21 protein-coding genes are annotated in these 23,050 nt (G+C 38.5%); 12 read left to right on the top strand and 9 right to left on the bottom strand.

What is annotated here, in order from left to right; all coding sequences use genetic code 11:
• Positions 1-81 precede the first annotated feature (81 nt).
• The 6 genes from ABDZ97_RS11510 to ABDZ97_RS11485 all read left to right on the top strand — a co-directional run bounded on the left by ABDZ97_RS11510 (position 82) and on the right by ABDZ97_RS11485 (position 5,371).
• The gene (locus tag ABDZ97_RS11510) at positions 82-465 is read left to right on the top strand and encodes a nuclear transport factor 2 family protein (RefSeq protein ID WP_343787741.1); all 384 of its coding nucleotides are present in this window, start codon (positions 82-84) and stop codon (positions 463-465) included.
• Positions 466-663: 198 nt separating this feature from the next.
• Positions 664-2,328 carry an SBBP repeat-containing protein gene (locus ABDZ97_RS11505; protein ID WP_343787739.1) on the top strand — a complete coding sequence of 555 codons (1,665 nt, stop codon included), beginning with the start codon at positions 664-666 and terminating at the stop codon, positions 2,326-2,328.
• A gap of 125 nt (positions 2,329-2,453) precedes the next feature.
• Positions 2,454-2,942 (top strand): hypothetical protein, encoded by a 489-nt coding sequence (locus ABDZ97_RS11500; RefSeq protein ID WP_343787737.1) that lies wholly within the window; start codon positions 2,454-2,456, stop codon positions 2,940-2,942.
• A gap of 44 nt (positions 2,943-2,986) precedes the next feature.
• On the top strand, positions 2,987-3,364 hold the full coding sequence (locus ABDZ97_RS11495; RefSeq protein WP_343787735.1) for a VOC family protein: 378 nt from the start codon (positions 2,987-2,989) through the stop codon (positions 3,362-3,364).
• Between the two features lie 67 nt (positions 3,365-3,431).
• Positions 3,432-3,773, top strand: a complete 342-nt coding sequence (locus ABDZ97_RS11490; RefSeq protein ID WP_343787733.1) for a hypothetical protein — start codon at positions 3,432-3,434, stop codon at positions 3,771-3,773.
• Positions 3,774-4,276: 503 nt separating this feature from the next.
• Positions 4,277-5,371, top strand: coding sequence for a T9SS type A sorting domain-containing protein (locus tag ABDZ97_RS11485; protein WP_343787731.1), 1,095 nt, complete (start codon positions 4,277-4,279; stop codon positions 5,369-5,371).
• Positions 5,372-5,401: 30 nt separating this feature from the next.
• Here the strand turns inward: ABDZ97_RS11485 and ABDZ97_RS11480 are convergent, their stop codons facing one another.
• Positions 5,402-6,796, bottom strand: coding sequence for a radical SAM/SPASM domain-containing protein (locus ABDZ97_RS11480; RefSeq protein ID WP_343787729.1), 1,395 nt, complete (start codon positions 6,794-6,796; stop codon positions 5,402-5,404).
• Positions 6,797-6,807: 11 nt separating this feature from the next.
• The gene (locus ABDZ97_RS11475) at positions 6,808-7,032 is read right to left on the bottom strand and encodes a hypothetical protein (protein ID WP_343787727.1); all 225 of its coding nucleotides are present in this window, start codon (positions 7,030-7,032) and stop codon (positions 6,808-6,810) included.
• Positions 7,033-7,257: 225 nt separating this feature from the next.
• Between ABDZ97_RS11475 and ABDZ97_RS11470 the strand changes: the two genes are divergently transcribed.
• The 3 genes from ABDZ97_RS11470 (at position 7,258) to ABDZ97_RS11460 (ending at position 10,343) form a co-directional block, all read left to right on the top strand.
• The gene (locus ABDZ97_RS11470; RefSeq protein ID WP_343787723.1) at positions 7,258-8,232 is read left to right on the top strand and encodes a hypothetical protein; all 975 of its coding nucleotides are present in this window, start codon (positions 7,258-7,260) and stop codon (positions 8,230-8,232) included.
• Entirely contained in the window at positions 8,225-9,379 is a 1,155-nt protein-coding gene (locus tag ABDZ97_RS11465; protein WP_343787722.1) for a hypothetical protein, read from the top strand. The genes ABDZ97_RS11470 and ABDZ97_RS11465 overlap by 8 nt, the downstream gene beginning before the upstream one ends.
• A gap of 178 nt (positions 9,380-9,557) precedes the next feature.
• Complete coding sequence (locus ABDZ97_RS11460) at positions 9,558-10,343, top strand: class I SAM-dependent methyltransferase (RefSeq protein WP_343787721.1); 786 nt, start codon at positions 9,558-9,560, stop codon at positions 10,341-10,343.
• A gap of 9 nt (positions 10,344-10,352) precedes the next feature.
• Here ABDZ97_RS11460 and ABDZ97_RS11455 read toward each other — a convergent pair whose 3' ends face one another.
• Positions 10,353-12,995: a DEAD/DEAH box helicase family protein gene (locus ABDZ97_RS11455; RefSeq protein ID WP_343787719.1), complete on the bottom strand. Its 2,643-nt coding sequence runs from the start codon at positions 12,993-12,995 to the stop codon at positions 10,353-10,355.
• Positions 12,996-13,141: 146 nt separating this feature from the next.
• Here ABDZ97_RS11455 and ABDZ97_RS11450 point away from each other — a divergent pair, with 146 nt between their 5' ends.
• Both ABDZ97_RS11450 and ABDZ97_RS11445 read left to right on the top strand, forming a co-directional pair.
• Positions 13,142-13,519 carry a hypothetical protein gene (locus tag ABDZ97_RS11450; protein WP_343787717.1) on the top strand — a complete coding sequence of 126 codons (378 nt, stop codon included), beginning with the start codon at positions 13,142-13,144 and terminating at the stop codon, positions 13,517-13,519.
• A gap of 35 nt (positions 13,520-13,554) precedes the next feature.
• A complete protein-coding gene (locus ABDZ97_RS11445) occupies positions 13,555-14,127 on the top strand; it encodes a GNAT family N-acetyltransferase (protein WP_343787715.1) in 573 nt (190 codons plus the stop codon).
• Positions 14,128-14,439: 312 nt separating this feature from the next.
• Here the strand turns inward: ABDZ97_RS11445 and rlmD are convergent, their stop codons facing one another.
• From rlmD to ABDZ97_RS11420, 5 genes are all read right to left on the bottom strand, one after another.
• Positions 14,440-15,873 (bottom strand): 23S rRNA (uracil(1939)-C(5))-methyltransferase RlmD, encoded by a 1,434-nt coding sequence (gene rlmD, locus ABDZ97_RS11440; protein ID WP_343787713.1) that lies wholly within the window; start codon positions 15,871-15,873, stop codon positions 14,440-14,442.
• Between the two features lie 20 nt (positions 15,874-15,893).
• A complete protein-coding gene (locus ABDZ97_RS11435) occupies positions 15,894-17,189 on the bottom strand; it encodes a DEAD/DEAH box helicase (RefSeq protein WP_343787711.1) in 1,296 nt (431 codons plus the stop codon).
• Between the two features lie 94 nt (positions 17,190-17,283).
• On the bottom strand, positions 17,284-18,531 hold the full coding sequence (locus ABDZ97_RS11430) for a sulfate adenylyltransferase subunit 1 (RefSeq protein ID WP_343787709.1): 1,248 nt from the start codon (positions 18,529-18,531) through the stop codon (positions 17,284-17,286).
• 4 nt (positions 18,532-18,535) lie between these two features.
• Positions 18,536-19,432, bottom strand: coding sequence for a sulfate adenylyltransferase subunit CysD (cysD, locus tag ABDZ97_RS11425; protein WP_343787707.1), 897 nt, complete (start codon positions 19,430-19,432; stop codon positions 18,536-18,538).
• Positions 19,433-19,439: 7 nt separating this feature from the next.
• Positions 19,440-20,120 carry a phosphoadenylyl-sulfate reductase gene (locus ABDZ97_RS11420; RefSeq protein WP_343787705.1) on the bottom strand — a complete coding sequence of 227 codons (681 nt, stop codon included), beginning with the start codon at positions 20,118-20,120 and terminating at the stop codon, positions 19,440-19,442.
• Positions 20,121-20,264: 144 nt separating this feature from the next.
• On the opposite strand from ABDZ97_RS11420, the gene ABDZ97_RS11415 reads away from it, so the two are divergent.
• Complete coding sequence (locus tag ABDZ97_RS11415; RefSeq protein ID WP_343787703.1) at positions 20,265-21,056, top strand: DUF2797 domain-containing protein; 792 nt, start codon at positions 20,265-20,267, stop codon at positions 21,054-21,056.
• A gap of 170 nt (positions 21,057-21,226) precedes the next feature.
• On the opposite strand, the gene sppA is transcribed toward ABDZ97_RS11415, so the two are convergent.
• Positions 21,227-23,032 carry a signal peptide peptidase SppA gene (gene sppA / locus ABDZ97_RS11410; RefSeq protein WP_343787701.1) on the bottom strand — a complete coding sequence of 602 codons (1,806 nt, stop codon included), beginning with the start codon at positions 23,030-23,032 and terminating at the stop codon, positions 21,227-21,229.
• Positions 23,033-23,050 lie beyond the last annotated feature (18 nt).

Here is a 23,050-nt window from a genome sequence, read left to right as displayed (position 1 = left end):
CTTAATTAAATTTAGAATAACTACATTAGGAATGATGTTGTTTTGACAAATAGTATATAAGATATTAAAAAACTCTATTGGATGGTAAAGATTACGATAAAAACAGATTGTGGAAATGCTCCCAAAAGAGAGTTTTTGAAAAAATTCAACAGTGCATTTGCCAAAGGAGATGTTGAATTTTTAATTGCTAGTGTATCAGATGAAATTGTCTGGGATAGAGTCGGAGACAAACAAATCAACGGAAAAGAAGAATTTACTGCGGAATTACAAAACATGAAATCCGAAAAGACAACCGAATTAATCCTTGATCAGATTTTATCACACGGAAAAGAAGGTGCTGCCAATGGAGTGTTGAAAATGGAAAGCGGAAAGGTATATGCTTTTGCTGATTTTTATTGTTTTACCAGTGCCAAAGGAGAAAAAATAAAATCAATCACTTCGTACCTTGTTGAGTTAAAAAAATAACTGTTGTACAATTGAACTAATGGTGTAGCTGCAAGGCATACATTTTCGTAAATGTATTGCTAATTGCTTCTGTGCGTGAAAAGAAAGATGGCAACCACTACCACGTGATACCTGTCTATAGGAAGAAAAATGTCTGTACGATAGGCAAAGAAGTCATATACGAAAGACATTGGAAACACAAACAACAAACAGGAACGGATGAAAAAGGGATTGTTAATAAGCATGGTCTTGCTGGGATTTTATACCAATATATTAACGCAAGAACCTGCCTGGAATTGGGCGACAGGTACTTCAATTGGCGGGTATGAAGAGATCGGAAACAGTATTGCTGTAGATGATGTGGGGAATGTTTTCGTAGCAGGAGAATTTACCAGTTCATCATTTACGTTAGGAACCATTACGTTAACTAGAAATTCGGCCAATTTGGCGGATATGTTTATTGCGAAGTATGATAATGAAGGAAATATTCTTTGGGCGAAAAATTTTGGTGGTTCTGTAAACGGAACCAAACCAAACAGTATTACAGTTGATGCGACAGGTAATTTATATGTGGGAGGTTGGTTTGATGCAGATACACTTCGGATTGAAAACTTTGCCTTACCCAATGCCAATTTATACCAATATGATATGTTTTGGGCAAAATTTGATCCTGACGGAAATGCAATCTGGGCAAAAAGAGCCGGAGGAATTAAGTCGGAAAAATTGAATGGAATAGCGCTGGATGACAATGGATATTTATACTTTACGGGAGAATATGGTTCCGATTTCACTTTGGGAAATACTGATTTGGTCAGCAACGGATTTTCTGATGTTTTTATCGCAAAAGGGGATTCGGATGGGAATATTATATGGGTCAGAGATGCAGGAGAAACGGATCTGGAAATCGGACATGCGATTAGTGTGGATGCCGCAGGAAATAGTATTGTTACAGGTGTATTTCGCGGAGCTACACTTCAGCTAGGAGGTATTACACTGACGAATAGTGGGAGTACCGATCTTTTTGTTGCAAAGTACGATACAAATGGCAATGTGATATGGGCAAAAGGAGCAGGAGGCAATGAGTACGAAACGGCAAACAGTCTGCATACAGATGCGGCTGGAAATGTGTATGTGACAGGTTCTTTTTCTTCCTCTTCCGTTTCGTTTGGAGCTATAACCTTGAATCAATATTATAGTGATGATATGTTTCTTGCGAAATACGATGCAAATGGGAATGTCCTTTGGGCAAAAAGTGTTGGAGGAAATGGGATGGATAGAGGAGAAAGTGTGAATGTAGATAGCCAGGGAAATGCTTATGTAACAGGGTGGTATTCCAGTTCCTCTCTTTCATTTGGTTCTACAACACTAATAAATGGGGGAGGTAGAAATATTTTTACCTCAAAGTGGGATGCAAATGGAAATGTACTTTGGGTAAAAAGCCCGTTTGGTAACAATTATCATACAACCAGAAGTGCTGCTTTAGATGTAAATGGAAACATACACCTGACGGGAGTATTTAACTGTGCTACGTTATCATTTGGAGCAACTACTTTGACAAATGCCGGAGTACAAAACTCGGGTGACTTATTTGTCGCTAAACTGGGGAATGCTACACTTGGAATTCCTGACGCTAAAGAGCAAGGACTTTTTTCCGTCTATCCCAATCCTTTTTCTTTTTCCACTACGTTGAAATACGGAGATGGATTTAATGGTATGACTTTATCGCTTTATACAATCGAAGGGCGGTTAGTAAAACAACTGGGAAACATTTCAGGAACGACCTATACTTTGTCAGGAGATAACTTACAGAAGGGGATGTATTGTATCCGCCTTTCAAAAGAAAATAAAATGATAGCAGAAGAAAAGCTGATTGTTACTGACTAAGGGAATGATGACGTGCGGATGAAGGTAAAGCCGATTCTATTGCGTATGAAATAAAGCAACCAAATTCCTGTCTGGGATTTTTGTAATGCAGTATATTTAGCTAATTGTATTTTGTAGGTTGTAAAATGACGGATCAAGAGAAATTAGCAAAAATCAGGAGGAAAAGTATATTCATTTCATATCTGATCGGGACGTCTGCAGGACTGGTTGTGATAGTGACGGTATTAGGACTTTCGACTGTTATCCCAACCGAATTACTCGTCCTGACAGGTGGAATGTTCATTTTGTTTGGAAAAGCGACAGCAGGACTCCTTGTTTCATTTTTAATTGCACTTTGGTATGCAGGGAAAAAGATCCCGGAAGATCTACTAAACAGAGGGAGTGTTACTGATGCGTCATTTAGGTATTCTTTGCGGGTTAATGTGATTATATGGACCGTTTTTACGGTGGTTATCGGCTTATTCTACATACCAATAGTCAAATGGAGCTTTCTTATTCTTTTAGTCTTTCCTTTCGTTGTAGGAGTGCTCATCACGACTTTTTCTATAGGGTTACTAATTTGTTATTGGGTACAACAAACAACCAATCGTTTACTAAGAGATGAATTGGTGTAAATAGTTTGAATTCAGTGTGGTAATAATTTAAAGTGGGCGATAAAATGAAAAGAGTAACAGGTTTGGGAGGTATCTTTTTCAAATGCAAAGATCCTCAGAAAATGACAGAATGGTACCAAAAACACCTTGGTTTGAAGACGAATCCCTATGGGGCGGTTTTTGAGTGGTACGAAAATTCTGATTCGACAGAAAAGAGCGAAACGCAGTGGGCACCCTTTCCGGAAAACACTGAATACTTTGCTCCCTCATCAAAAGATTTTATGATTAATTACCGGGTTGAAAATCTGGAAATATTGGTAGAAGAGTTGAAAAAGGAGGGGGTAGTTATAGTGGATGAGATCGAAACCTATGATTATGGAAAGTTTGTGCACATTCTGGATGCTGAAGGGAATAAGATTGAATTATGGGAGCCACCTGCCTGAATCGGGGAATAACTTGCGTTTGACTTTTTATGCTACATTTGTGAAGCATTAAAAGCCTGATTCAACGATGAAAAGACATGTAATATTTCTTTCGCTTATTACAGCTTTTTGTGTATCCTGTTCAAAACAAACTGATATCAGAGGAACATTCGTGAATGATAATTCCGAAGAACTGGTAATTGATTGTGATTACAAGATTATCTCAACTGTTGTAGGGACTCAACCTATGATGCCGGAAAACGGAGACAAAATCGAGTTTAGTACACAGGATCTTGGTCAGGAGAAAATAACCTTATCTTTTCAGTGGAATGATATCTTGTCTCCTTTTGCTGAGTGGAATTCATCCGATGATGAAATTCGGGTAGGAGAAGCCATTTATAAGCGAAAAGATTTTAAATCGTGTGAATAATTGTTTTTAAGAAGGCTGTTATTTATAGTACTATTTACGAGCTTGGGAGCTATAATAGCTTGCTTGTTTAACTATTTAATTCTAGAACAGTTTTTGATTCCAGACCCTTGTTACTATCATTCCAATGAAGGTACACTTTTGTTTCACCTTTTTTATGATCTTCCTGCATCAGAGGGGTTTCATCCGTTTCCTTCAATCTTTAATCGCGGGATAACCTTATTTGTTGGAGGTGGTATCGGGCTTAGTATTAGTCGAAGAATACTTAAGAAGTAGAGGCTGGATATGATTTTGGTAATAAAAGTTCTATTGTTGAGGAAAATAAAAATCCTTACGAAGAAGAATCGTACAGCTTTTTATTATTTGCAGTATATCTAAAAAAAAGATCATATAAATTGAAGCATTTTTTATTATCAGATTACGTGCAAGGCTAATTTCTTCTATTTTTGGTTAGATTAAGGTTATCAGCCGATGTCAAGACTAATAAAACAAAATGATCTAAAGCAATGAACTACCTGTATGGTTTCCTGATCTTTTTTTTACTTCCTCTATTGGGAAGTGGGCAATTGCGACTTGTCACTCCGCTTCAGGATGTTATTTTTGAGTCTTCTGGATTGATTACCTTACAGGGAAAGTTAATTACCCATAATGATTCAGGAGGGTATCCGGCCTTATATGAGCTGGATAGTATTACAGGAGCAGTTACCCGTTCAGTGTTTATAATAAATGCAACGAACAGAGATTGGGAAGATATTTGCCACGATGGCACGTATATTTACATTGCTGATTTCGGAAATAATACAGGGTCAAGAACAGATTTGAGAATTTACAGGATAGCTGTTGCCGATTACTTTTCAACCCCGGATAATACGGTGAGTGCCGATACTATCAATTTCTCTTATGCAGATCAAACGGATTTTACTCCAGGTTCTTTTTCAACGAATTTTGATGCAGAGGCGCTCATTACTGGGAATGACAGTCTTTATATTTTTACGAAAAACTGGGGAAACGGATGGACAAGTATATACGCATTACCCAAACTTCCGGGAACTTATCAAACGACACGAATAGACAGTATAAATACACAGGGACTGGTGACCGGAGCCGTATATGATTCCACAAATAATCGTATTACCCTTTCGGGGTATACGTATACGGATCCTTTTCTGGTAGAAATAAGTGATTTTTCCTTCAGCGAATTTTCCAGTGGTACGATAGACCGGTTGGTTATACCTCCTCCGCAAGGTTTTTCTATTCAGGTAGAAGGGATAACTACGTTCCAATCGGGGTATTATTTGACGGCAGAGGTCAATACTACAGGAGAGGCAGCATTATATCGATTGGACCGATCACTGCTTTCATCGGATGATAATACATTGAGCCATTGCAGTGTCTACCCGAACCCGGCAACTTCTTTTATCCGTGTACATTGCGCTGATTTTTCAACAGCAGAACTATATGATATGCAAGGAGTTTTACAGAAAACATCCGATCAGAAACAGATTGATATTTCCGGCTTCAGAAAAGGAACCTACTTACTGATCGTTAAGAATAAGATAGGAAAAGAAATTTTGTCTGAGAAAGTGATTTTTGATTACTAAGTTCTGTTTTCCAATGTCTTTAGTTGGAGGTTAATACCCCTCTCTGAATTGTAATTCTTTCGTTAAAGGAACTTTTGAGAGTGTTTCCAGTCCAAAATAGGTTACCACTTTTTGTGCTAAATTATTTTTCCAGTATTCGCTTTGTTCATCGAGAGCAGATTGGTCTCCTTCCAGATGTTTTTTAGGACAACCTCCAAAGCATACAGGAAGAAAGGAACACTTGGAACATGACGATGAAATTGTCGGGTCAAAAGTATCCCAGAAACCGTTATCGCTAAAGTGGTGATTAGAATCCGTTTGTAAGGATTGAGTCGCCCTATTGGTTTCTCCTACCTGGAGTCCACATCTGTAGATGAGTTGGTCAGCGCCAACAACAAAAGAATCGGTTGCTAACGCAGCACATACGAATGTTTTAGGGAAAGGAAAGCCATCCGGGACTTCCGATTCTTCGATTTTCCCGATTCCGGCCAGTTTTTTTGAAATCTTCTCCCGTATCAGGTCAAAGTCTTTGATTGAAAGTTGTTTTTTTGACATAAATGCTGACCGCTCGGAATAGGCAGATAATCTGGCAGGTTGAAAAATAGCAGGATACATTTTATCAAACCATCCCCGTTCTGATATGATATCTAAAAAGGGAAAGATATCATCCTTGTTTCGCCAATCAATATTAAACCGGATATCGACAGTGACAAAGTCAAGAAGCTTTTCTACCAGCGAAAAAGTTAGGTCATACGAGTTATTTTCCCCGGACAAAAATTCTTTTCGGTAGCGTCTTCTTGCATTATGATTTTCTTTCAGACCATCAAAGGAAATTTGAACTTGTCGGATCTTATGTCTTTTCAGAAAGGACTCAATTTGCTGAGGCCATAACGTTCCATTCGATATAATAGAAGAATGGTAATTAATCCCCTTTTTCTGACAAAACTCTTGAATCAGAAGAGAGGCAGATTCCATGAACTCTATGTTTAGTAAGGGTTCACCACCATACCAGTCAACATGAAGACTTTTTTTATTACTCTGAGAGAAAAGCGTCTCTAATTTCTGAATAATCGAATCAGCATCTTTGAACTCGAGCTTTTTTTCTATTCGTTCTTCGTAACAGTAATAGCAACCCAAATTACAGTTCATGGTAGTCGTTATAGTAAGAACAACAGGTGTTTCACCTCTTGCTTTCCAATACCTTTCTCGGATGTCCAAAAGTTCATCAACGGATGCATCTACGATAAAACCTGAAGCAGCCAGATATCTAAAAAGGTCAATGTCAAATAAATCAGGATCAACCTGTCTCTTTGCTCCGATTAAGTATTCACCTAAAATTACAGCATCTTCACCACTTAATTTTACGGTGGCACCAGATTTGGAATTATACAATAGATGACAGGACTCTGTCTCGAAACAGAAGTTATACCGGGAGTTGTAAAACATATCGACTTTTTTTAAGGCATTTCCAGATCCTCAATATCAATTAGTGCTAAACAGGTGGAAGTTCCGCCACAAAGTCTTGCAGCCCCTTTTTTTATAGGCTTTAAAGTTGCATCGACGAGTTCAATGGCTTCCACTTTGAATTTCATACCAGCCTGAATTTCGACCTTTGGTGCTTTCTCTGATGAAGCGATAAATTTCATAGAAGGTCTTCTAGAAATAGTTTTCTTACTTTCCATTTTGTTGTAAATTATAGAGTTAGAATTCTTGTTGTTAAAAGGTAATTCAGTAACTAACTTAGCAAAAATAGTTTTACAATCCAAATAAATGTTTGATAATCTATGTGTTAGGAGCGTTTTTTGTGGTTTTTACTTTCTGGATGAAAAATGAAGTCATAAGAAAAAATATAGTTTTGATATACTCTGTATCTTTATCATCCATCATAAAAAACTAAGAATAACTGTATGCGAGGTGTAATAATTCTCTCTTTTTTGTTTCTTTTTTTCACGGTTTATACGCAGGAAATTACTGTAAAGGATAGTTTACTCGTCATTCGGAAGAATCCTGAGAAGGGATTTCAACACGATTATATTTTGTTTATCCCTGAGGGAACACCCGTGAATAAAATGACTTGTTTACTGGTGGAACCTAATAACACTGGCAGACCCTCTGATAGTATTGAAGTACATAAACGGGCCGCAATAGATTTGGCAGCAGTCAGTTCAGTAGGAAATAATATTTCCACGATGCTAAAAATCCCTCTGTTGGTTCCCATTTTTCCACGACCGGCCTCTAAAGCTCTTGTATACACGCATGCATTGGACAGAGATGTGATGGTAAGAGCAACCGGAGAGCTGGAACGATTGGATTTGCAGTTGATAGCAATGATCGAGGATGCTCGTAATCGTTTAGCAATAATGCAAATTGAAACCGAAGAAAAAGTGCTGATGAACGGCTTTTCGGCATCAGCTACATTTACCAATCGCTTTTCATACATTCATCCGGAGCGGGTTAAAGCACTGGCTATGGGTGGTTTTAATGGAGAACTGATGCTTCCGCAGGAAACGATAAATGGTGTTAAACTGAATTACCCTTTGGGGGTCAATGATTTTTATAAACTGTTCGGAAAAAAGTTTGACAGAAAAGTTTATATGACTATTCCGCAGTTTATATACATGGGAAAACTGGATGAAAATGATGCCGTACAGTTTGAGGATGCCTACAGCAATAAAGAACGGAAAATCATCAATACTAATCTGGGCAGAGAGGTACAGGAACGGTATGTGAAATGTCAGTCCATTTATCGTGAAAATGAGGTGCAGGTAATTTTTTCTACTTTTGAAGGAGTGGGACATTGGACAACGTCAGAAGTCAATTTTGAAGTAATCAAATTCTTTTTTAACCAGATACAGTCCAAATCAAGTGGTAAAAATGAATAAAATCATCTACATTTTACTGGTTCTTATACACGTTTCCTGTCTGGCACAAGATGAAGAGAGCGAGACGGTTTACATGTCTGTCTCCCCGGCTGTCGATACCTCGGATAAGGGAATCACAGAGCTTATTCACGTAGTTTCTGAATTCCTTCGTACTAAAAATGAGAGTTTAACTTCTCATCCTTCCTGGTTGCAAGCTGATTTTGAGAGATATGTTGTTCCCTACAAAGATCTTTTTAAGATCGAGCAGAGCAGGTGGGGAAACAATCATTTTCGCCCAACGTTGATGGAGGTTATTACACTCTCTTCAAACGAAAAAATAGCTAAAATAGGCTTCGTGGGATACAATCGTGAAAGCGGGGAAAATGTCATTCGGGCCATTTATAATATACTTGCTATTCGGGTGAATGGAGTATGGAAATTAAAAAGACTTACTGATTATTGTACAAAAGACTGGTCTGTTTTTACAGAAGGGAGCATCACGTATCATATCCCGAAGGGAAAAACTCCGGATAATCAGGAAATAGCCCGGCAAAAAGAGGCTATTCGTGAGGTTTGTTTATTTTTTGAGACGCCTGAAGTTCCGATCACTTATTATTCCTGTGAATCCCTGAAACAAATTTTTGAAATCAAAGGTTTCGATTACTTGCCTAATATGTATTTTGACACGATAGGAGGGATGGTAGACCCTGGTAACATTGTGTATTCGGGGAATGATTCCGAATACTATATGCACGAGATTATGCATGTATATAGTACTACATTATTTCCTTCTTTACCACCTTTTTTAAATGAAGGACTGGCGACCTATGCAGGAGGAAGCGGACTGGATAATTACGCAAAGAACAGGGAATATTTCAAACTATATATACAGGAAAATAGTATACAACTTGCTGAACACCTGGAACCCTATGAAAGACTCTTTATGAGAAACGGGACTCCTGTACCCTATATGATCGGGGCGGTAATATGTGAAAGAGTGTTTCGGGTACATGGAAAGGAGGGGCTGATTGGTTTATTGCGCTCAGATAAAGAGTTATGGGAAACTCTGAATACGTATGGTTTTACCCAAGAGAATCTGTCTGCCGAAATCAAGAAAGAGATGGAGCTCCCCGGTACATGGCTATTAGAAAAAAACATCGTTGATTGACGAAAATAGTATGCCAGAAAGAATAAAAAATCTCTTGATCTGTAAACAGAGCATTAATCTTCCGTATCGAACAAGTTAGGAATACAACAATGTGTTGTAAATCAATGTTTTGTTTCCAACCTTCATTTTAGTCTTTTCGTTTATCGGCATAATTGCCAGTAATACGTAAAGAATTGAAATGAGAATAATCCAAACTGCTGAGAGGGTGTCGCATGAAGATATGTCAGATAACTACGTCTATCAAAGGTCATTGTTAGCCTATGTCGAGGTTGCAGGAATAGTTTCGGGGAACGTACTGGAAATTGGGACAGGTAGTGGATATGGAGTTGAAATGATTGCAAAACTGACGGAAAAATTTGTTACAATAGACAAAACAAAGGTTACAAGGGATTATCCTGAGCGCGATGGTGTCAATTATCTGAGGATGAAGGTTCCGCCTTTGACAAATATTCCTGATAACAGTTTTGATTTTGTGATTTCATTTCAGGTCATTGAACACATAAAGAACGATGCAGACTTTATTGCCGAAGTCCACAGAGTATTGAAAGACGGCGGAAAGCTGATTATCAGTACACCTAATAAGACCATGTCATTGACCAGAAACCCCTGGCATGTCAGAGAATATACGAAGGAAGAGTTTACGATCCTGCTTCAGTCACATTTTGGTCCAATCAGGGAATTAGGAGTATATGGAAATGAGAGGGCGATGACCTATTACAATATGAATAGGCGAGCTGTCCGAAGAATTACCCGGTACGATATATTCCGGCTTCAATATCGCTGTCCGGCAGCATTACTTCGCGTTCCATACGATATAATGAACAGGGTCAACCGGAGAAAATTACTAAAATCATGTAATTCATCAGGAATGTTAGATCTTTCACTGACCGATTTTTACCTTGATACTGCTACTGATAGATGCCTTGACTTGTTTTATATCGCTGAAAAAACAGGTGGAAATTAATCTCAGATACTATCTCCATTTATTAATATGTTCAGTTTGATCATCCAGTTGTGCTGCGAGAGATTTCATCCTGGATTTTAAAAGTAGTTTCCTTCCTTCAATTGTTCGGGTAAAAATAAGTTCACAACTACCTACTATTTTGTCCCATTGTAGCTTGAAATATTCTGCCAGTGATTTATTTCTTCCCAGGATTTCAGGTACAGAATGATAGTCTGTTTGTTGTATCAGAAGCAGAAATTTACTTTTTCTTAGTAATATATACCGTGGATTATTTACAGGTTTCACAATTTCATGCAGAGCATTAGTAAAAGCTGATTTTTCAAATGTTGTTCCTCCCTCCAGATGACAATATACTGCACCGTATTCGTCAAAAGAAGTTACAACTTCTAACAGGGAACGCTCAGTGTGGATTACGTTTGTTTTTAGTAGCGAGTTTAATAAGGCTTTACCGATATTATCAATATCTTTTGAAATATCACGGTACTTGATGTACAGCTTCAATGCTTTAAGAGTGTTTTTACCAAAGAGAATAACCCCGAGTACTCCTACCCCGATTAATATGTTATAAAAATCATGAAGTGTCCTGATCTTGCCAGAGTTTTTACCTATAGCATGAATAATGATTTCCAGAAAAGTTAAAACGCTGGAAGATAGTGTGGCAATAAAATTAGCAAGGGTTTTATTGAGGTACATGGATTTTGTTCGTTGGTAACTCCTTTCTTCTGAGAAAGGAATCTTTATCTCTTCAATTAGTGTGGTTCCTCCTTCTAATGCTTTTTGCCAATTAGACTTTAGGTTTTCCCGTTTTGAAGCAAATTCGAACATCTTTGTATTAGCGTTTTCAATTCCTTCTTTTGAGGAAATATTGTTTGACAGACGTAAACGGTTAATACCATTTTCTATTGAAGGAGGAGAATCAAAGGAGACTCCCACAAAACTTCTGAATCGTCTTTTTAATAATTCATAATCATCTCCTCCGGAAGGAGTTGTAGAATCAATACAGGCAATATGCCAGATATTTCCTGTTTTCTCAGAGTTATTCTTTTGCGTTCTGATAGCCCTCCCTCGCATTTGATTAGAAAGGACAAAAGATCCGACAAAGCTGGCTAGAATAAGAGAATTGATTGCCGGAGCATCCCATCCTTCACCAAGTAACGCTTTCGTTCCGATAAGGATTTGAATTTCACCTGATTGAAAAACATCCGTTACAATATGAACGATCGTATGTTTAAGACCTTCAGTTGGATGAATCAAAAGGTAATTGTCGTCAAAGGGGACTACTGAAAAAGAAATATCGTTCGGAGCAGCTTTTTCTTTGAATAAAGGTAGTGCCGTTTTAGGAATAATAACAAGAGAACCGGTTAATACTCCTATTTTCTTGTTTTTAATATTCTGACGCCGGAGTCTTTCGAAAATTGGCATAACACCAATTTTATTCAGTTCTAGGTTGTTTTCAGAAGTATTAACGAAGAACTCTTTACGTATGTAATCCGTAAGTATGACTAGGCGCAAATCACTTCCTAATTGATTATACTCAAAGTCAGTGATTTCTTTGATACCATTTAACTTACTAATACTTGTTGTAAGAGATTCAGTTACTTTTCTGTTGTGTAAAAAGTTAATCTGACGTCTTTCTATAGCTCCGTGTCTTTTTAGTTTGTTTTCTATAGCGTCTTTATGGACAGTATAATCATTAAAATATTCTTTGTCTTTATACAGGTAAAATTCAAGTAAGGTAGCTAACCAGTTATAATCAAGTGGGGGTAAGTAGAGCTTTTTGTCACCAATTACTTCCAGATGTTCTTTAGAAACCTCAATAGAGTTGGAATGAAGGAATATGAGACAGGATGAGTAGTAAGATAAGTTATTGTAAATCCAGTCCAGATTCTTGAGAGGAGCTCGCCAAATAGGATGATTAGTAATTGCTTCTACCAGTGTGGTATCCGTACTGATTTCCTGATATAACTTATTTATAGTTTGCCTGAATTGCGTTATTCTCTCATTTTCTTTTTCTGTCGGAAGTGTTAAATACACGTAATCCTGATGAGCACATAAATCATTTTCAAGGACCAGTTCAGGAACTGATATTTCAGTATCGACAGGACCATTCATATCCATATATCGCTGCCATTCTGCTCCTGTAACGTCATAAGGAGGAGTGGCTGTCAGACCTACAATAACCGAGTCAAGACTATTTTTTATTTTCATTAGGGATTGCCACCATTCATTTTTTAGATGATGTGCTTCATCTACTACAATCGTTTGCGTATTTTGCGCTTTTAACCCATCGATAATTTTTTCCACATCCCTTTTACAGGCAGCATGAAGTGCCTGATAAGTTATAACCGTCATAAATTTCGGATTTCTGATATCTCTCGAAATCCAATCCGGGGTAGTTGATGTCTGGAGAAATAATTCACAGAATCGTTGAATCCACTGATTTCGAATAGATATGGTAGGAGCTAAAATAAGAGTAGGTTTATTTAATTGTAACGCGACTTGTAACCCCAGAACAGTTTTTCCTGAACCCGGAGGTGCTATTACATGAAGGTGCTTGTCTGTCAAATGATCTTGTAATTCATCCAGTACACGCTGTTGGTAGCTTCTCCATTGGTATTTAAATTTTATGTTTTCAGGGTATACTGTTATCATACTTTCGGGGAGTTATTTGATGTAAACAAGACTGAAATACCTGATTACATACAGCGCAGATAATTGTTATTTTTGTAGTTTCAGCCCAAATATAGAACTTGTATCAGTATTTTCATATTAAAGAGAAAGACTATAAACATGAAAGTTTGATTGTAAAACTTCTTCTGTTTGTTTTTATTCCGGTTATAGTAATCCCCGTTATTATTGTAAGCCTACAGCATAAATCTGTCTCCTTTCTTGAAAAAGAGTATTTTGAAATTCATACCCTGTCTTATTCGGGCATAATTACGAAAAAACTGGAGGAGAAGAGTACCGGTAGAACAGGGTATATTGTATTGAATACGGAATGGTTTGAGAGAAAGGTGCCGTTCTATATCTATCGTGAAATCGAAGAAGGAGATTCCCTTGTTAAATTACCCTATTGCGATTCTGAGTGGTATATAAAACAAAACGGAGAAAAAATAGAACGCGATTTGAATTCCTTCTTCAGAGAAAAGTATTTTAGTAAATTATGTAAGGAATGAGTGCTATATTTTCTGATAATATAAAGTAATAAATCATGTTAATACGAAAGGCGACACCAAACGATTCAGAGATTCTGGCAGATTGTATTTTTCTGGCAATGGGAGACATAACCTATCGTTTTATTGGAGAGGAAAATACTGAAAAAGCAATTGCATTTTTGCGAAGTATGACCCGGGAAAGAGCAAATCAGTATTCGTATGAAAATAGCTGGGTTGTGGAGGATGAAAATAAGAAGGTGGTAGCTGCAGCTGTTCTTTATGATGGAGCCCGTCTGAATGAATTGCGAAAACCGGTTATGTCGATGTTGAAACAGGTTTACAACCGGGAATTACACCTGGAAGATGAAACGGAAAAAGGAGAATATTATATTGATTGTATAGGAGTAAAACCAGATCAGCAGGGAAAAGGAATCGGATCAATGATCTTACGTTTTCTTATCGATGAGTACGTCATACAAAAAGGAGAAACACTTGGTTTATTGGTGGATAAAGAGAATCCTAATGCGAAAAAACTGTATTTGAAGTTGGGATTTCAGTCAGCAGGGACTAAAGTGTTGACAGGTAAAGAAATGGAACATTTGCAGATTTCCCCTACTTATTTTCGATAGGGTGAACCAGAATAAATGGAAGAGATAATGAAGATTATATAGGTAAGAGAGCATCCGGAACAGATGCTGGTACAGCTGGTTTTGACAATGTGTATTTATGTACAGATCATGTTGGATAGTATGAGAAGTATGGTTTTAATTATATCGGAGAAGGATACCACCCCTGGGGAGATACATCAAGAATATATTGAGTGTAAAGTGGGTAAATAGCCTCCAGATCGGTTAGCTCAAAGTAGAGAATAGTGACTTCTCTTCTGAAGAAAGAAGCATTTTTGTTTACGTAATCAATTTTAACCCAGATTTGTTCGCGTATTATTGACGAACAAATTTAGCGACGGATTCAATGTGACTGGTATGAGGGAATTGATCCACAAAAGATACTTTTTCCAATACATATCCATTCTCCTGAAGAGTTTCCGTATCCCGTGCCTGTGTAGCAGGATTACAGGAAATATAGACAATGCGATCAGCTTTAAGATCAATTACTTTTTGTAAAGTCTTTGGAGCGATTCCTGCTCGCGGCGGATCAAGAATGATCGTTGCTATTTTGCCCGCATATTGAGGGAATTCTTTTAGGAATTTTCCAACATCGGCAGCGTAGAAATTGATCGTATCAATGGCATTTCGTTTGGCGTTTCGTTTGGCGTCTTCGATGGCTTCGGGAACGATATCTACTCCGATAATTTCCGTATTGTTTGTTCGGGTTGATAAAATCTGACCAATGGTTCCTGTTCCACAAAAAAGGTCCATAAGGACTTTATTGTCCAGATCATTATTTTCAAAGGCATAATCCAGAGCTTTGGTGTATAGCTTTTCAGCACTTTTAGGATTCGTTTGGAAGAAACTCTCCATCGAAATTTCAAATTTCAGATTGAGCAGGTCTTCAATGATTTTTTCTTCCCCGAAAACCAATCGCCAGGTACCGTTTTCGATTTTTGCACGATCGGCTACATTGTCATTTATAGTGTGCTGAAAACCGGCAATCCGGTTACCAAACAATTCCTTAAGTTTTTGTCCGAATGCATCTGCGTCAAAACGATCAAGACCTTCGGAAGAGGTAACAAGGTTAACTAATAATTGATCCTGAAAAAAGGATTTTCTGACAACGATATGACGAAAGAAGCCTTCTTTTCTGGGAGGGTGCCATGCAGGAAGTTCCGTTTGTTTCAGGTACTCCCGTACAATTGAAAGTTTATTTTCCCATTCGCTATCAAATAGCCCGGATTCTGCATTCAGACTTTCAACTTTCCACCAGGTTCCTCTGTGCTTGAAACCTAACGCAAAAGCATCGTCAATCTCTTCATCGGTTGCAATGTCGTGTTCGATGCAGGAGAACGAATACTCCATTTTATTTCGATAGTTAAATACGGCAGGCGAAGCGATAAATTCATCAAATCGATCTTCAATATCCTGTATCTTACCGATTTTTCGAAACACATCCAGTGTCGTTTGACGCTTACACGCGATCTGACGCTCAACCGGAACGAAAATATAGGGAGCACCGGAAATAGGCTGATAAGAAAGCTGAACTTCCTCAGGAGACTTCTTGAGAACCTTTACCAGTGAACATTCAGCGTGTCTTTTTCTCTTTTTGGTAACCCGGGCAAGGACCGTTTGTCCCGGCCAGGAATTATCTACAAAAACCGGATAGCTTCCTTCTTCGGAAGGTATGCGCGCAATTCCTTTTCCACCAAAAGCAAAATCAGTTATTTCAAGTTCAACCAGTTGTCCTCTTTGGATTGTCATTTATTCAGCTTATGAATGAGTTATTTTCTTTTTTTCTTTTTCTTGACAGGTGCCTTACGAGTAGCTCTTTTTCGGCCTCCTAAGCCATCGTCATCCGATCCTCGTCGGAAAGGGTTGGTTGCCAGTTTTACCTGAACATTGGGTACACGTATGATCTCTTTTTCTTCCTCAATAAGTTCATCCGAGATTGCTACATCTTCAGGTATTTCCAGTACAGGAATACGCTGGTTCATATAACTTTCTGCAGCTTCTTTTTTCGGAATTTCAGTTTCGGTGTAGAAAGAAACAGATTTTCCACGTTGTTCAGCACGCCCGGTACGCCCAATACGATGCAGATAAAACTCTGCTTCATCCGGCATATCGAAGTTGATAACATGTGAGACATCAGAAATATCCAGTCCTCTGGCGAAAAGATCGGTTGCTACCAACACACGGATTTCACCTGACTCAAAACTATTGGTAACTCCAAAACGCGTATTTTGTGCTTTGTTGGAGTGAATGGTACCAATCGTTTCCTGTAGATCGTTTTCGAGTTTTTCGGCTACTTTATCTGCAAATTTCCGTGAAGAAACAAAAACAATAGTCTTGGTGTACAGTTTCTTGTCCTCCAAAAGATGAAGAAGCAAATTATACTTCGTATTGAAATTGGGAACTGCAAATGCAACTTGCTCAATTTTCGCTACCGGCACTCCTGAAGGAGTCGCTTCTATTTTTTCAGGATTTGTAAAGAAATCGGCAATTAGGTCTTCAATTTCAGGACTTACAGTTGCAGAGAAAAGAAGATTCTGTCTGCGTTCAGGAAGTAAGTCCAGAATATTTTTTAATTGAGGAAGGAACCCGAGGCTTAACATTTCATCTACCTCGTCAATAATCAGACGCTTAACAGCTTTTGTAGCAAGTGCTCCATTTAAAATGAGATCATTCAGACGCCCCGGTGTTGCAACCAGAATATCCACTCCCTCACGGATGCTAGCTTCCTGCGTACGGATATTGGCACCACCATATACACCAAGGATACGAACGTTCTGATAAGCTCCCAGTTTTTGTGCTTCATCAACAACCTGCGCAACAAGCTCTCTTGTAGGAACAATAATAATAACTTGTGGGTGAATATCTTTTGTGAACTTCCACAATCGCAAAGAGGGTAGGAGGTAAGCAAGTGTTTTACCCGTACCGGTTTGCGCAATTCCAAGCACATCACGCCCGGACATAATGACTGAGAAAGCATCTTTCTGAATAGGAGTAGGTGTACTCAACTCCATGTCATCAAGTGCTCTCAAAAGTGGTTTGTTCAGATTCAAATCGTGAAAAGTCATGCCTGAATTTTTGGCAAAGATACACTAAATTGAACGCTTACCATCGCCTCTGTTAAGAATCAGTTGATTCAACCGGTTTACACAGGAAGATTAGTTAGTGAAGTACACCTGCAGCAACCGTGTTATTGGTATTCTCATTTATCAGAATAAAAGCCCCTGTTCGCGTATTCTTGTCAAATGGATCATAAGCGACAGGAACGGCTGTTTTTATACTGACGACACCGAATTCGTTCAGGTGTAAATTGGTGTGTTCCGATACACGATCATAGCTATGAATATCAATTTTACCGGAAACTTCTTTAATCCGTGCTTTTGTTGAAAAGCTGTTTTGCATAAGGATAAATTTTTGTCCGGGTTGGAAACTCTTGTTGTCCATCCAGCAAAGAGTAGCTTCAAGATCTTTTTCGACCTGTAGTCCTGATGAGCTGGAGGAAAATGTTGTTCCTCGACTGATGTCTATATCATCATCGATATGAATAATTACAGCTTCGTTCGTTGTGGCTTCCTCAACTTCGTTTCCTTCTTTTTCAATTTTGATAATTCTACTGGTTTGTCCGGATGGAAAAATGTCAATAAGTTCTCCTTTTTTCAGTGTTCCACTTAGTACAGACCCTGCATAACCTCTGTAATCATGAAGTTCTTCCGTCTGCGGGCGAATGATGTACTGTACCTGAAACCTTCCCTGTCCGGAAATTTCTTCGTCTCGTTCTGAAGGGCAGTTTTCCAGATAGTCCAGCAGTGTACCTCCTTCATACCAGGGCATATGCTCTGATTTACGCACTACATTATCTCCGGCAAGAGCACTTGCAGGAATAAAGGTCACTTTTTTTAATCCTATTTTTTTAGCGAATTCAGTATATTCCTCCTGAATCGAATCGAATATTGCTTCGCTATAACCGGTAAGGTCCATCTTATTTACTACAAGAATGATTTCCGGAATTCTGAGAATAGATGAAATAATAGAATGTCTTTTCGTTTGATCGGTAATACCGTTTCTGGCATCAATAAGTATGATCGCAAGATCAGCTGTAGAAGCCCCCGTAAACATATTACGTGTATACTCTGCATGCCCCGGAGTATCGGCAATAATGAACTTTCTTTTAGGAGTAGAGAAGTACTTGTATGCTACATCAATAGTGATTCCCTGTTCTCTTTCTGCGCGTAATCCATCTGTAAGAAGAGCAAGGTCAATACCTGTATCTTCCGTAATGGTTTTACTCTGTTTTGTAAGGGTTTCTATAATGTCTGTTGAAATGGAGTTGCTATCATATAACAAGCGTCCGATGAGTGTACTTTTTCCATCATCAACATTCCCCGCAGTAAAAAATCGTAGTAAATCCATGTGTTTAAAAATATCCGTTTTTCTTTCTGTCTTCCATTGCAGCTTCGCTTGCTCTGTCATCCATTCGAGTAGCTCCGCGTTCACTGATTTTTGTCACTGTTATTTCGTCAATGATATCATCAACGGTATAAGCAATACTCTCCACAGCAGCTGTACAGGTCATATCACCAACTGTTCTGTACCGAACATCCTTCGTTACAATTTTGTCTTCATGTGAAAGGGTAACAAACTCATTGGTTGTCATGAGCTGACCATGTTCTGTATAAATACATTCCCTTGGGTGTGAAAAATAAATATGCGGAAGTTCAATCTTTTCGCGCTTGATATAATTCCATACATCCAGTTCTGTCCAGTTGCTTATAGGAAAGACGCGGACATTTTCTCCCTGATCAATGCGCCCGTTGTAAATATTCCATAGCTCGGGGCGTTGTTTTTTCGGATCCCATTGACCGAATTCGTCACGAACAGAAAAAATGCGTTCTTTGGCACGAGCCTTCTCCTCGTCTCTTCTTGCTCCCCCGATGCATGCATCAAATTCAAACTCTTCAATAACTTCAAGTAGAGTGTAGGTTTGAAGTGCATTTCTACTGGGGAATTTTCCTTTTCCATCCTGAAGCCCTTGTCGTTTTATCGTATCTTCTACTTTTCGTACAATAAGTTTCTCTCCCAGTTCTTGTGCCAGTTTATCCCGGAATTCAAGTACTTCGGGGAAATTATGCCCTGTATCAACATGTACAAGCGGGAAAGGAAGTTTCCCGGGACGAAATGCTTTTAGTGCAAGATGTACCAGTGTAATACTGTCTTTTCCTCCGCTGAATAACAACGCAGGACGTTCGAATTGCCCTGCAACTTCGCGCATAATATGAATGGCTTCTGCCTCCAGATGATCTAAATAATCCATTACTTTATTAGTTAGTCGTGTGTAACCCACATTCCTTTTTTGATTTATCTTCCCACCACCAGCGTCCGGAACGAAAATCGTCTCCTGCCTTTACAGCCCGGGTACAAGGCTGACAACCAATGCTAATGAAACCTTTGTCATGCAAAGGGTTGTAAGGAATTGAGTGCTGTTTAATTTCGCTGGTAATATCTTCGGTTGTCCAGTCTAACAACGGATTGACTTTCACGAGCTGACGGGTTGTGTCTTCCTCAAATACGGATAATCCGCTTCTGCTTTCCGAATGTTCGGCTCTTAGTCCTGTTATCCACACATTAGCACCTTTCAACGCTCTGTTAAGAGGTTCTACTTTTCGTATATGGCAACATGTCTTTCTGTCTTCAGGTGATTCATAGAAACTGAACATTCCCTTATGGTTGACAAGCTCTTCTACTTTTGAATGGTTTGGGAAGAAAACCTGAATGGGTTTCTTGTAGCGATTTCTCGTATTCTCAAGCACTTTGTATGTTTCCGGAAACAGTCGTCCCGTATCCAGTGTAAATACAGATATAGGCAGATTGTTTGAAAAAATATGATGAGTAATTACCTGATCTTCCATGCTCAGACTGGTTGAGAAAACGATCCCGGATGTATACTCACTACATACTTCCTGAAGTAGTTTTTGTAAGTGTTTGCTTTTTTCGTCTCGCATGCTTCTTATTTCCTTTGTCAAAAATCTGAAAAATTTTGACAAAAGTAGAAATAATATATTTCCTATCGAAATAATAGGAGAATAAAATAAATTACTTTTTAAGCAAGGAATAGAATCTACACGTAACTTACTAACTTTGTGTCTATGGTTAAAGGAGATTTACGCAAAATGACGGTTCAGCATGGTGAACCTATACAATATACAATGGCATTTGATACCGGAGTTAATATGAATGAACTTCTGGGGAATGAAATTCTTTTGAAACATACCGGTATTATTCATTGCTCTTCGTGTGGAGCAGTAACCAAAAAATCATTTGGACAGGGCTTTTGTTACAAGTGTTTTATCAATGCGCCGGAGTCGTCCGAATGTATTATCCGACCTGAGCTGTGTAGAGCACATTTGGGGGAGGGGAGAGATGTTGAGTGGGAACAGCGTAATCATAACCAGCCCCATGTTGTGTATCTGGCATTGACAGATCAGGTTAAAGTGGGAGTTACACGAAGTCAACAGGTTCCGGTTCGCTGGATAGATCAGGGAGCTTATCAGGCGATTCGGCTGGCTGAAACACCCAATAGATATGAGGCAGGAAGAATTGAAGTTGCGCTTAAATCTTTCTACACGGATAAAACCAACTGGCGAAATATGTTGAAAAATGTAAACGATGAATCAGTAGACCTTATTGAGGAAAAGTGGCGTCTTGAAGAAATGCTTCCTTCCGATATTAGTAGTTTTATCTCAGACGATGATGAGGTGATGACGTTTGAATATCCCGTACTGCAATACCCGGAAAAGATCAAGTCAGTGAGCTTTGACAAGGAGGAGGAAATACGAGGTGTTCTACAAGGGGTGAAAGGACAGTATTTGTTATTAAACGATGATAGAGTTCTTAATATCCGTAAGCATACCGGGTATGAAATTGAACTGTTCTTTTAAGTCTCTTAAGAAGTCTGGAAGTAGATGTAGATCTTAGTCCGTGAAATGATACGATAAAAAGTGCTTGCAGGAATTTAGGTCTAATTATACACACGGTTTATACGTCCTGTAAAATATAAAAAAGGGTTGTCTGACAACAGACAACCCTTGCTAAACTGGAATAATTAGATCTAATGAATCTCCATGAGATACGGCATACGCATTTGAATACCTTTCATGTTATCAATTTCTTTCATGTTATTCATAATGGTCAAAACTTGTTGGCTAAGCGTAGAGTTTGTTCTCATCTGTGCATCCATATCCTCTTCCTCCGTAATCGCTTCAAGAATTTCCATAAACTGATCTCGCTTCGATTTCGGGAAATAGGTGATAATCGGTTCTTTGATGTTTACTTCTTTTGCAGCGTAGGCAATAGCATCATTTAAACCACCTAACTCATCTACCAGTCCGATTGCCAATGCATCTTTACCGGTCCAGACACGTCCGCGAGCTATTGCGTTTACACGTTCAGGTGTCAGGTTTCTTCCTTTTGCAACAATCGCTACAAACTCTTCGTAAATCTGATCAACCTCTTTCTGAATAATACTCATTTCATCTTCCGTCAGTTTTCTGTTGGTGGACATGACAGCGTGAGAATTTGTACTTATTCGGTCAAAAGAAAGACCAACTTTTTCTTCAAGCATTTTTCCTGTATAGGGAATTACACCAAATACACCAATTGATCCTGTAATTGTTGTGGATTCTGCAAAAATACGGCTGGCCGGAGCTGAAATATAATAACCTCCAGATGCGGCAACATTACCCATACTTACAATAACAGGTTTTTGCTCTTTCGTTAGGGTTATTTCCCGCCAGATTTCTTCACTTGCAAGAGCACTTCCTCCCGGAGAGTTTACACGGAAAACGACAGCTTTGATATCATCTTCTTCACGTGCTTCACGAATTTGTTTAACCAATTCGGAAGAGACAATGCCTTCTCCGTCTGTTGCAATTCCTCCTTCGGCTAAAATTACAGCAATGTTAGCATCTTTAGCATCGTCTAACGTACGCTTTTCTCGTGCTTTTTTACGGGCATAGGTTGTGAATTTAATGAGCTTTAGATCGTCTTTTTCAGCTTTATTGACTTTCTTTTTAAGCAGAGAGTAAACTTCATCCTGATATTTCGTAGCGTCCAGTAATTTGTACTTTACAGCATCTCCTGTTCTACGAATTTTAACATTTTCCGCAATTTCATCGAGTTCAGTAACACTGACACCTCTGGAAGAACTGACAACCGTTAAATAGTCTTCCCAAATACTGTTTAGGTAGCGTTGTGCCTGAAATCTGGCACTGTCACTCATTTTATCAAGAAAATAAGGTTCAACAGCACTTTTGAAGTCATTGTTAGGACCGCGTATAACCTGCATTTCAAGGTCTAACTTATCAAACAGGTTTTTGAAAAACATATATTCTCCGCCAAGACCAAGAAATTCCATAGTAGACGTCGGAAATCCATAATTTTCGTCTGCAACAGAAGTCAATAAATATTCTTTTTGAGTGATAACTTCTCCGGAGTTATAGGCAACAATAAATTTTCCAGATTCCTTAAAATCTTCCAATGCCTTTCTTAGTTCAAAAAGACTTGCCATTCCGCACTGAAGATTCGAAAGTTCAATGAAAATACCTTTTACTTTGCTGTCATTTTTTGCCTCTTCTATTCCCACTAGCAGGTCAACAAGACCAGTTGTTCCGTCGAATTTAAATTCAACAGGATTGAAGGAAGCGTTGGTTTTATCAGTAATTGGTTCGTTCAGTTGAAGATGTAAAATACTATTGTCTTCAATCTGCAGCTTTTTTGTCTCAAATCCGGCTGTGAAAGCACCAATCGTTGCTCCTAAAAACAGGAAAAAGAAAATGGAGCTGAAAACAGAAGAAACTATAATGGCAGTTAAACTGGGCCAGAATACTTTCCAAAAGGAAATTTGTGGTGTGCTCATAATGTATCGCGTTTAATT

Origin of the sequence: Wandonia haliotis (genome assembly GCF_039523435.1) — a bacterium.
Classification (GTDB): domain Bacteria; phylum Bacteroidota; class Bacteroidia; order Flavobacteriales_D; family Crocinitomicaceae; genus Wandonia; species Wandonia haliotis.
The sequence above is the reverse complement of the archived record's forward strand: the minus strand, read 5'-3'. Positions and strand labels throughout refer to the sequence as shown.

Coding starts and splice junctions, on each gene's coding strand:
- ABDZ97_RS11435 (WP_343787711.1), bottom strand. CDS start 17,189: ATGACTTTTCACGATTTGAATCTGAACAAACCACTTTTGAGAGCACTT.
- ABDZ97_RS11495 (WP_343787735.1), top strand. CDS start 2,987: ATGAAAAGAGTAACAGGTTTGGGAGGTATCTTTTTCAAATGCAAAGAT.
- ABDZ97_RS11455 (WP_343787719.1), bottom strand. CDS start 12,995: ATGATAACAGTATACCCTGAAAACATAAAATTTAAATACCAATGGAGA.
- ABDZ97_RS11415 (WP_343787703.1), top strand. CDS start 20,265: ATGGTTAAAGGAGATTTACGCAAAATGACGGTTCAGCATGGTGAACCT.
- rlmD (WP_343787713.1), bottom strand. CDS start 15,873: ATGACAATCCAAAGAGGACAACTGGTTGAACTTGAAATAACTGATTTT.
- ABDZ97_RS11485 (WP_343787731.1), top strand. CDS start 4,277: ATGAACTACCTGTATGGTTTCCTGATCTTTTTTTTACTTCCTCTATTG.
- sppA (WP_343787701.1), bottom strand. CDS start 23,032: ATGAGCACACCACAAATTTCCTTTTGGAAAGTATTCTGGCCCAGTTTA.
- ABDZ97_RS11460 (WP_343787721.1), top strand. CDS start 9,558: ATGAGAATAATCCAAACTGCTGAGAGGGTGTCGCATGAAGATATGTCA.
- ABDZ97_RS11500 (WP_343787737.1), top strand. CDS start 2,454: ATGACGGATCAAGAGAAATTAGCAAAAATCAGGAGGAAAAGTATATTC.
- ABDZ97_RS11480 (WP_343787729.1), bottom strand. CDS start 6,796: ATGTTTTACAACTCCCGGTATAACTTCTGTTTCGAGACAGAGTCCTGT.
- ABDZ97_RS11490 (WP_343787733.1), top strand. CDS start 3,432: ATGAAAAGACATGTAATATTTCTTTCGCTTATTACAGCTTTTTGTGTA.
- ABDZ97_RS11470 (WP_343787723.1), top strand. CDS start 7,258: ATGCGAGGTGTAATAATTCTCTCTTTTTTGTTTCTTTTTTTCACGGTT.
- ABDZ97_RS11445 (WP_343787715.1), top strand. CDS start 13,555: ATGTTAATACGAAAGGCGACACCAAACGATTCAGAGATTCTGGCAGAT.
- ABDZ97_RS11505 (WP_343787739.1), top strand. CDS start 664: ATGAAAAAGGGATTGTTAATAAGCATGGTCTTGCTGGGATTTTATACC.
- ABDZ97_RS11430 (WP_343787709.1), bottom strand. CDS start 18,531: ATGGATTTACTACGATTTTTTACTGCGGGGAATGTTGATGATGGAAAA.
- ABDZ97_RS11510 (WP_343787741.1), top strand. CDS start 82: ATGGTAAAGATTACGATAAAAACAGATTGTGGAAATGCTCCCAAAAGA.
- ABDZ97_RS11420 (WP_343787705.1), bottom strand. CDS start 20,120: ATGCGAGACGAAAAAAGCAAACACTTACAAAAACTACTTCAGGAAGTA.
- ABDZ97_RS11465 (WP_343787722.1), top strand. CDS start 8,225: ATGAATAAAATCATCTACATTTTACTGGTTCTTATACACGTTTCCTGT.
- cysD (WP_343787707.1), bottom strand. CDS start 19,432: ATGGATTATTTAGATCATCTGGAGGCAGAAGCCATTCATATTATGCGC.
- ABDZ97_RS11475 (WP_343787727.1), bottom strand. CDS start 7,032: ATGGAAAGTAAGAAAACTATTTCTAGAAGACCTTCTATGAAATTTATC.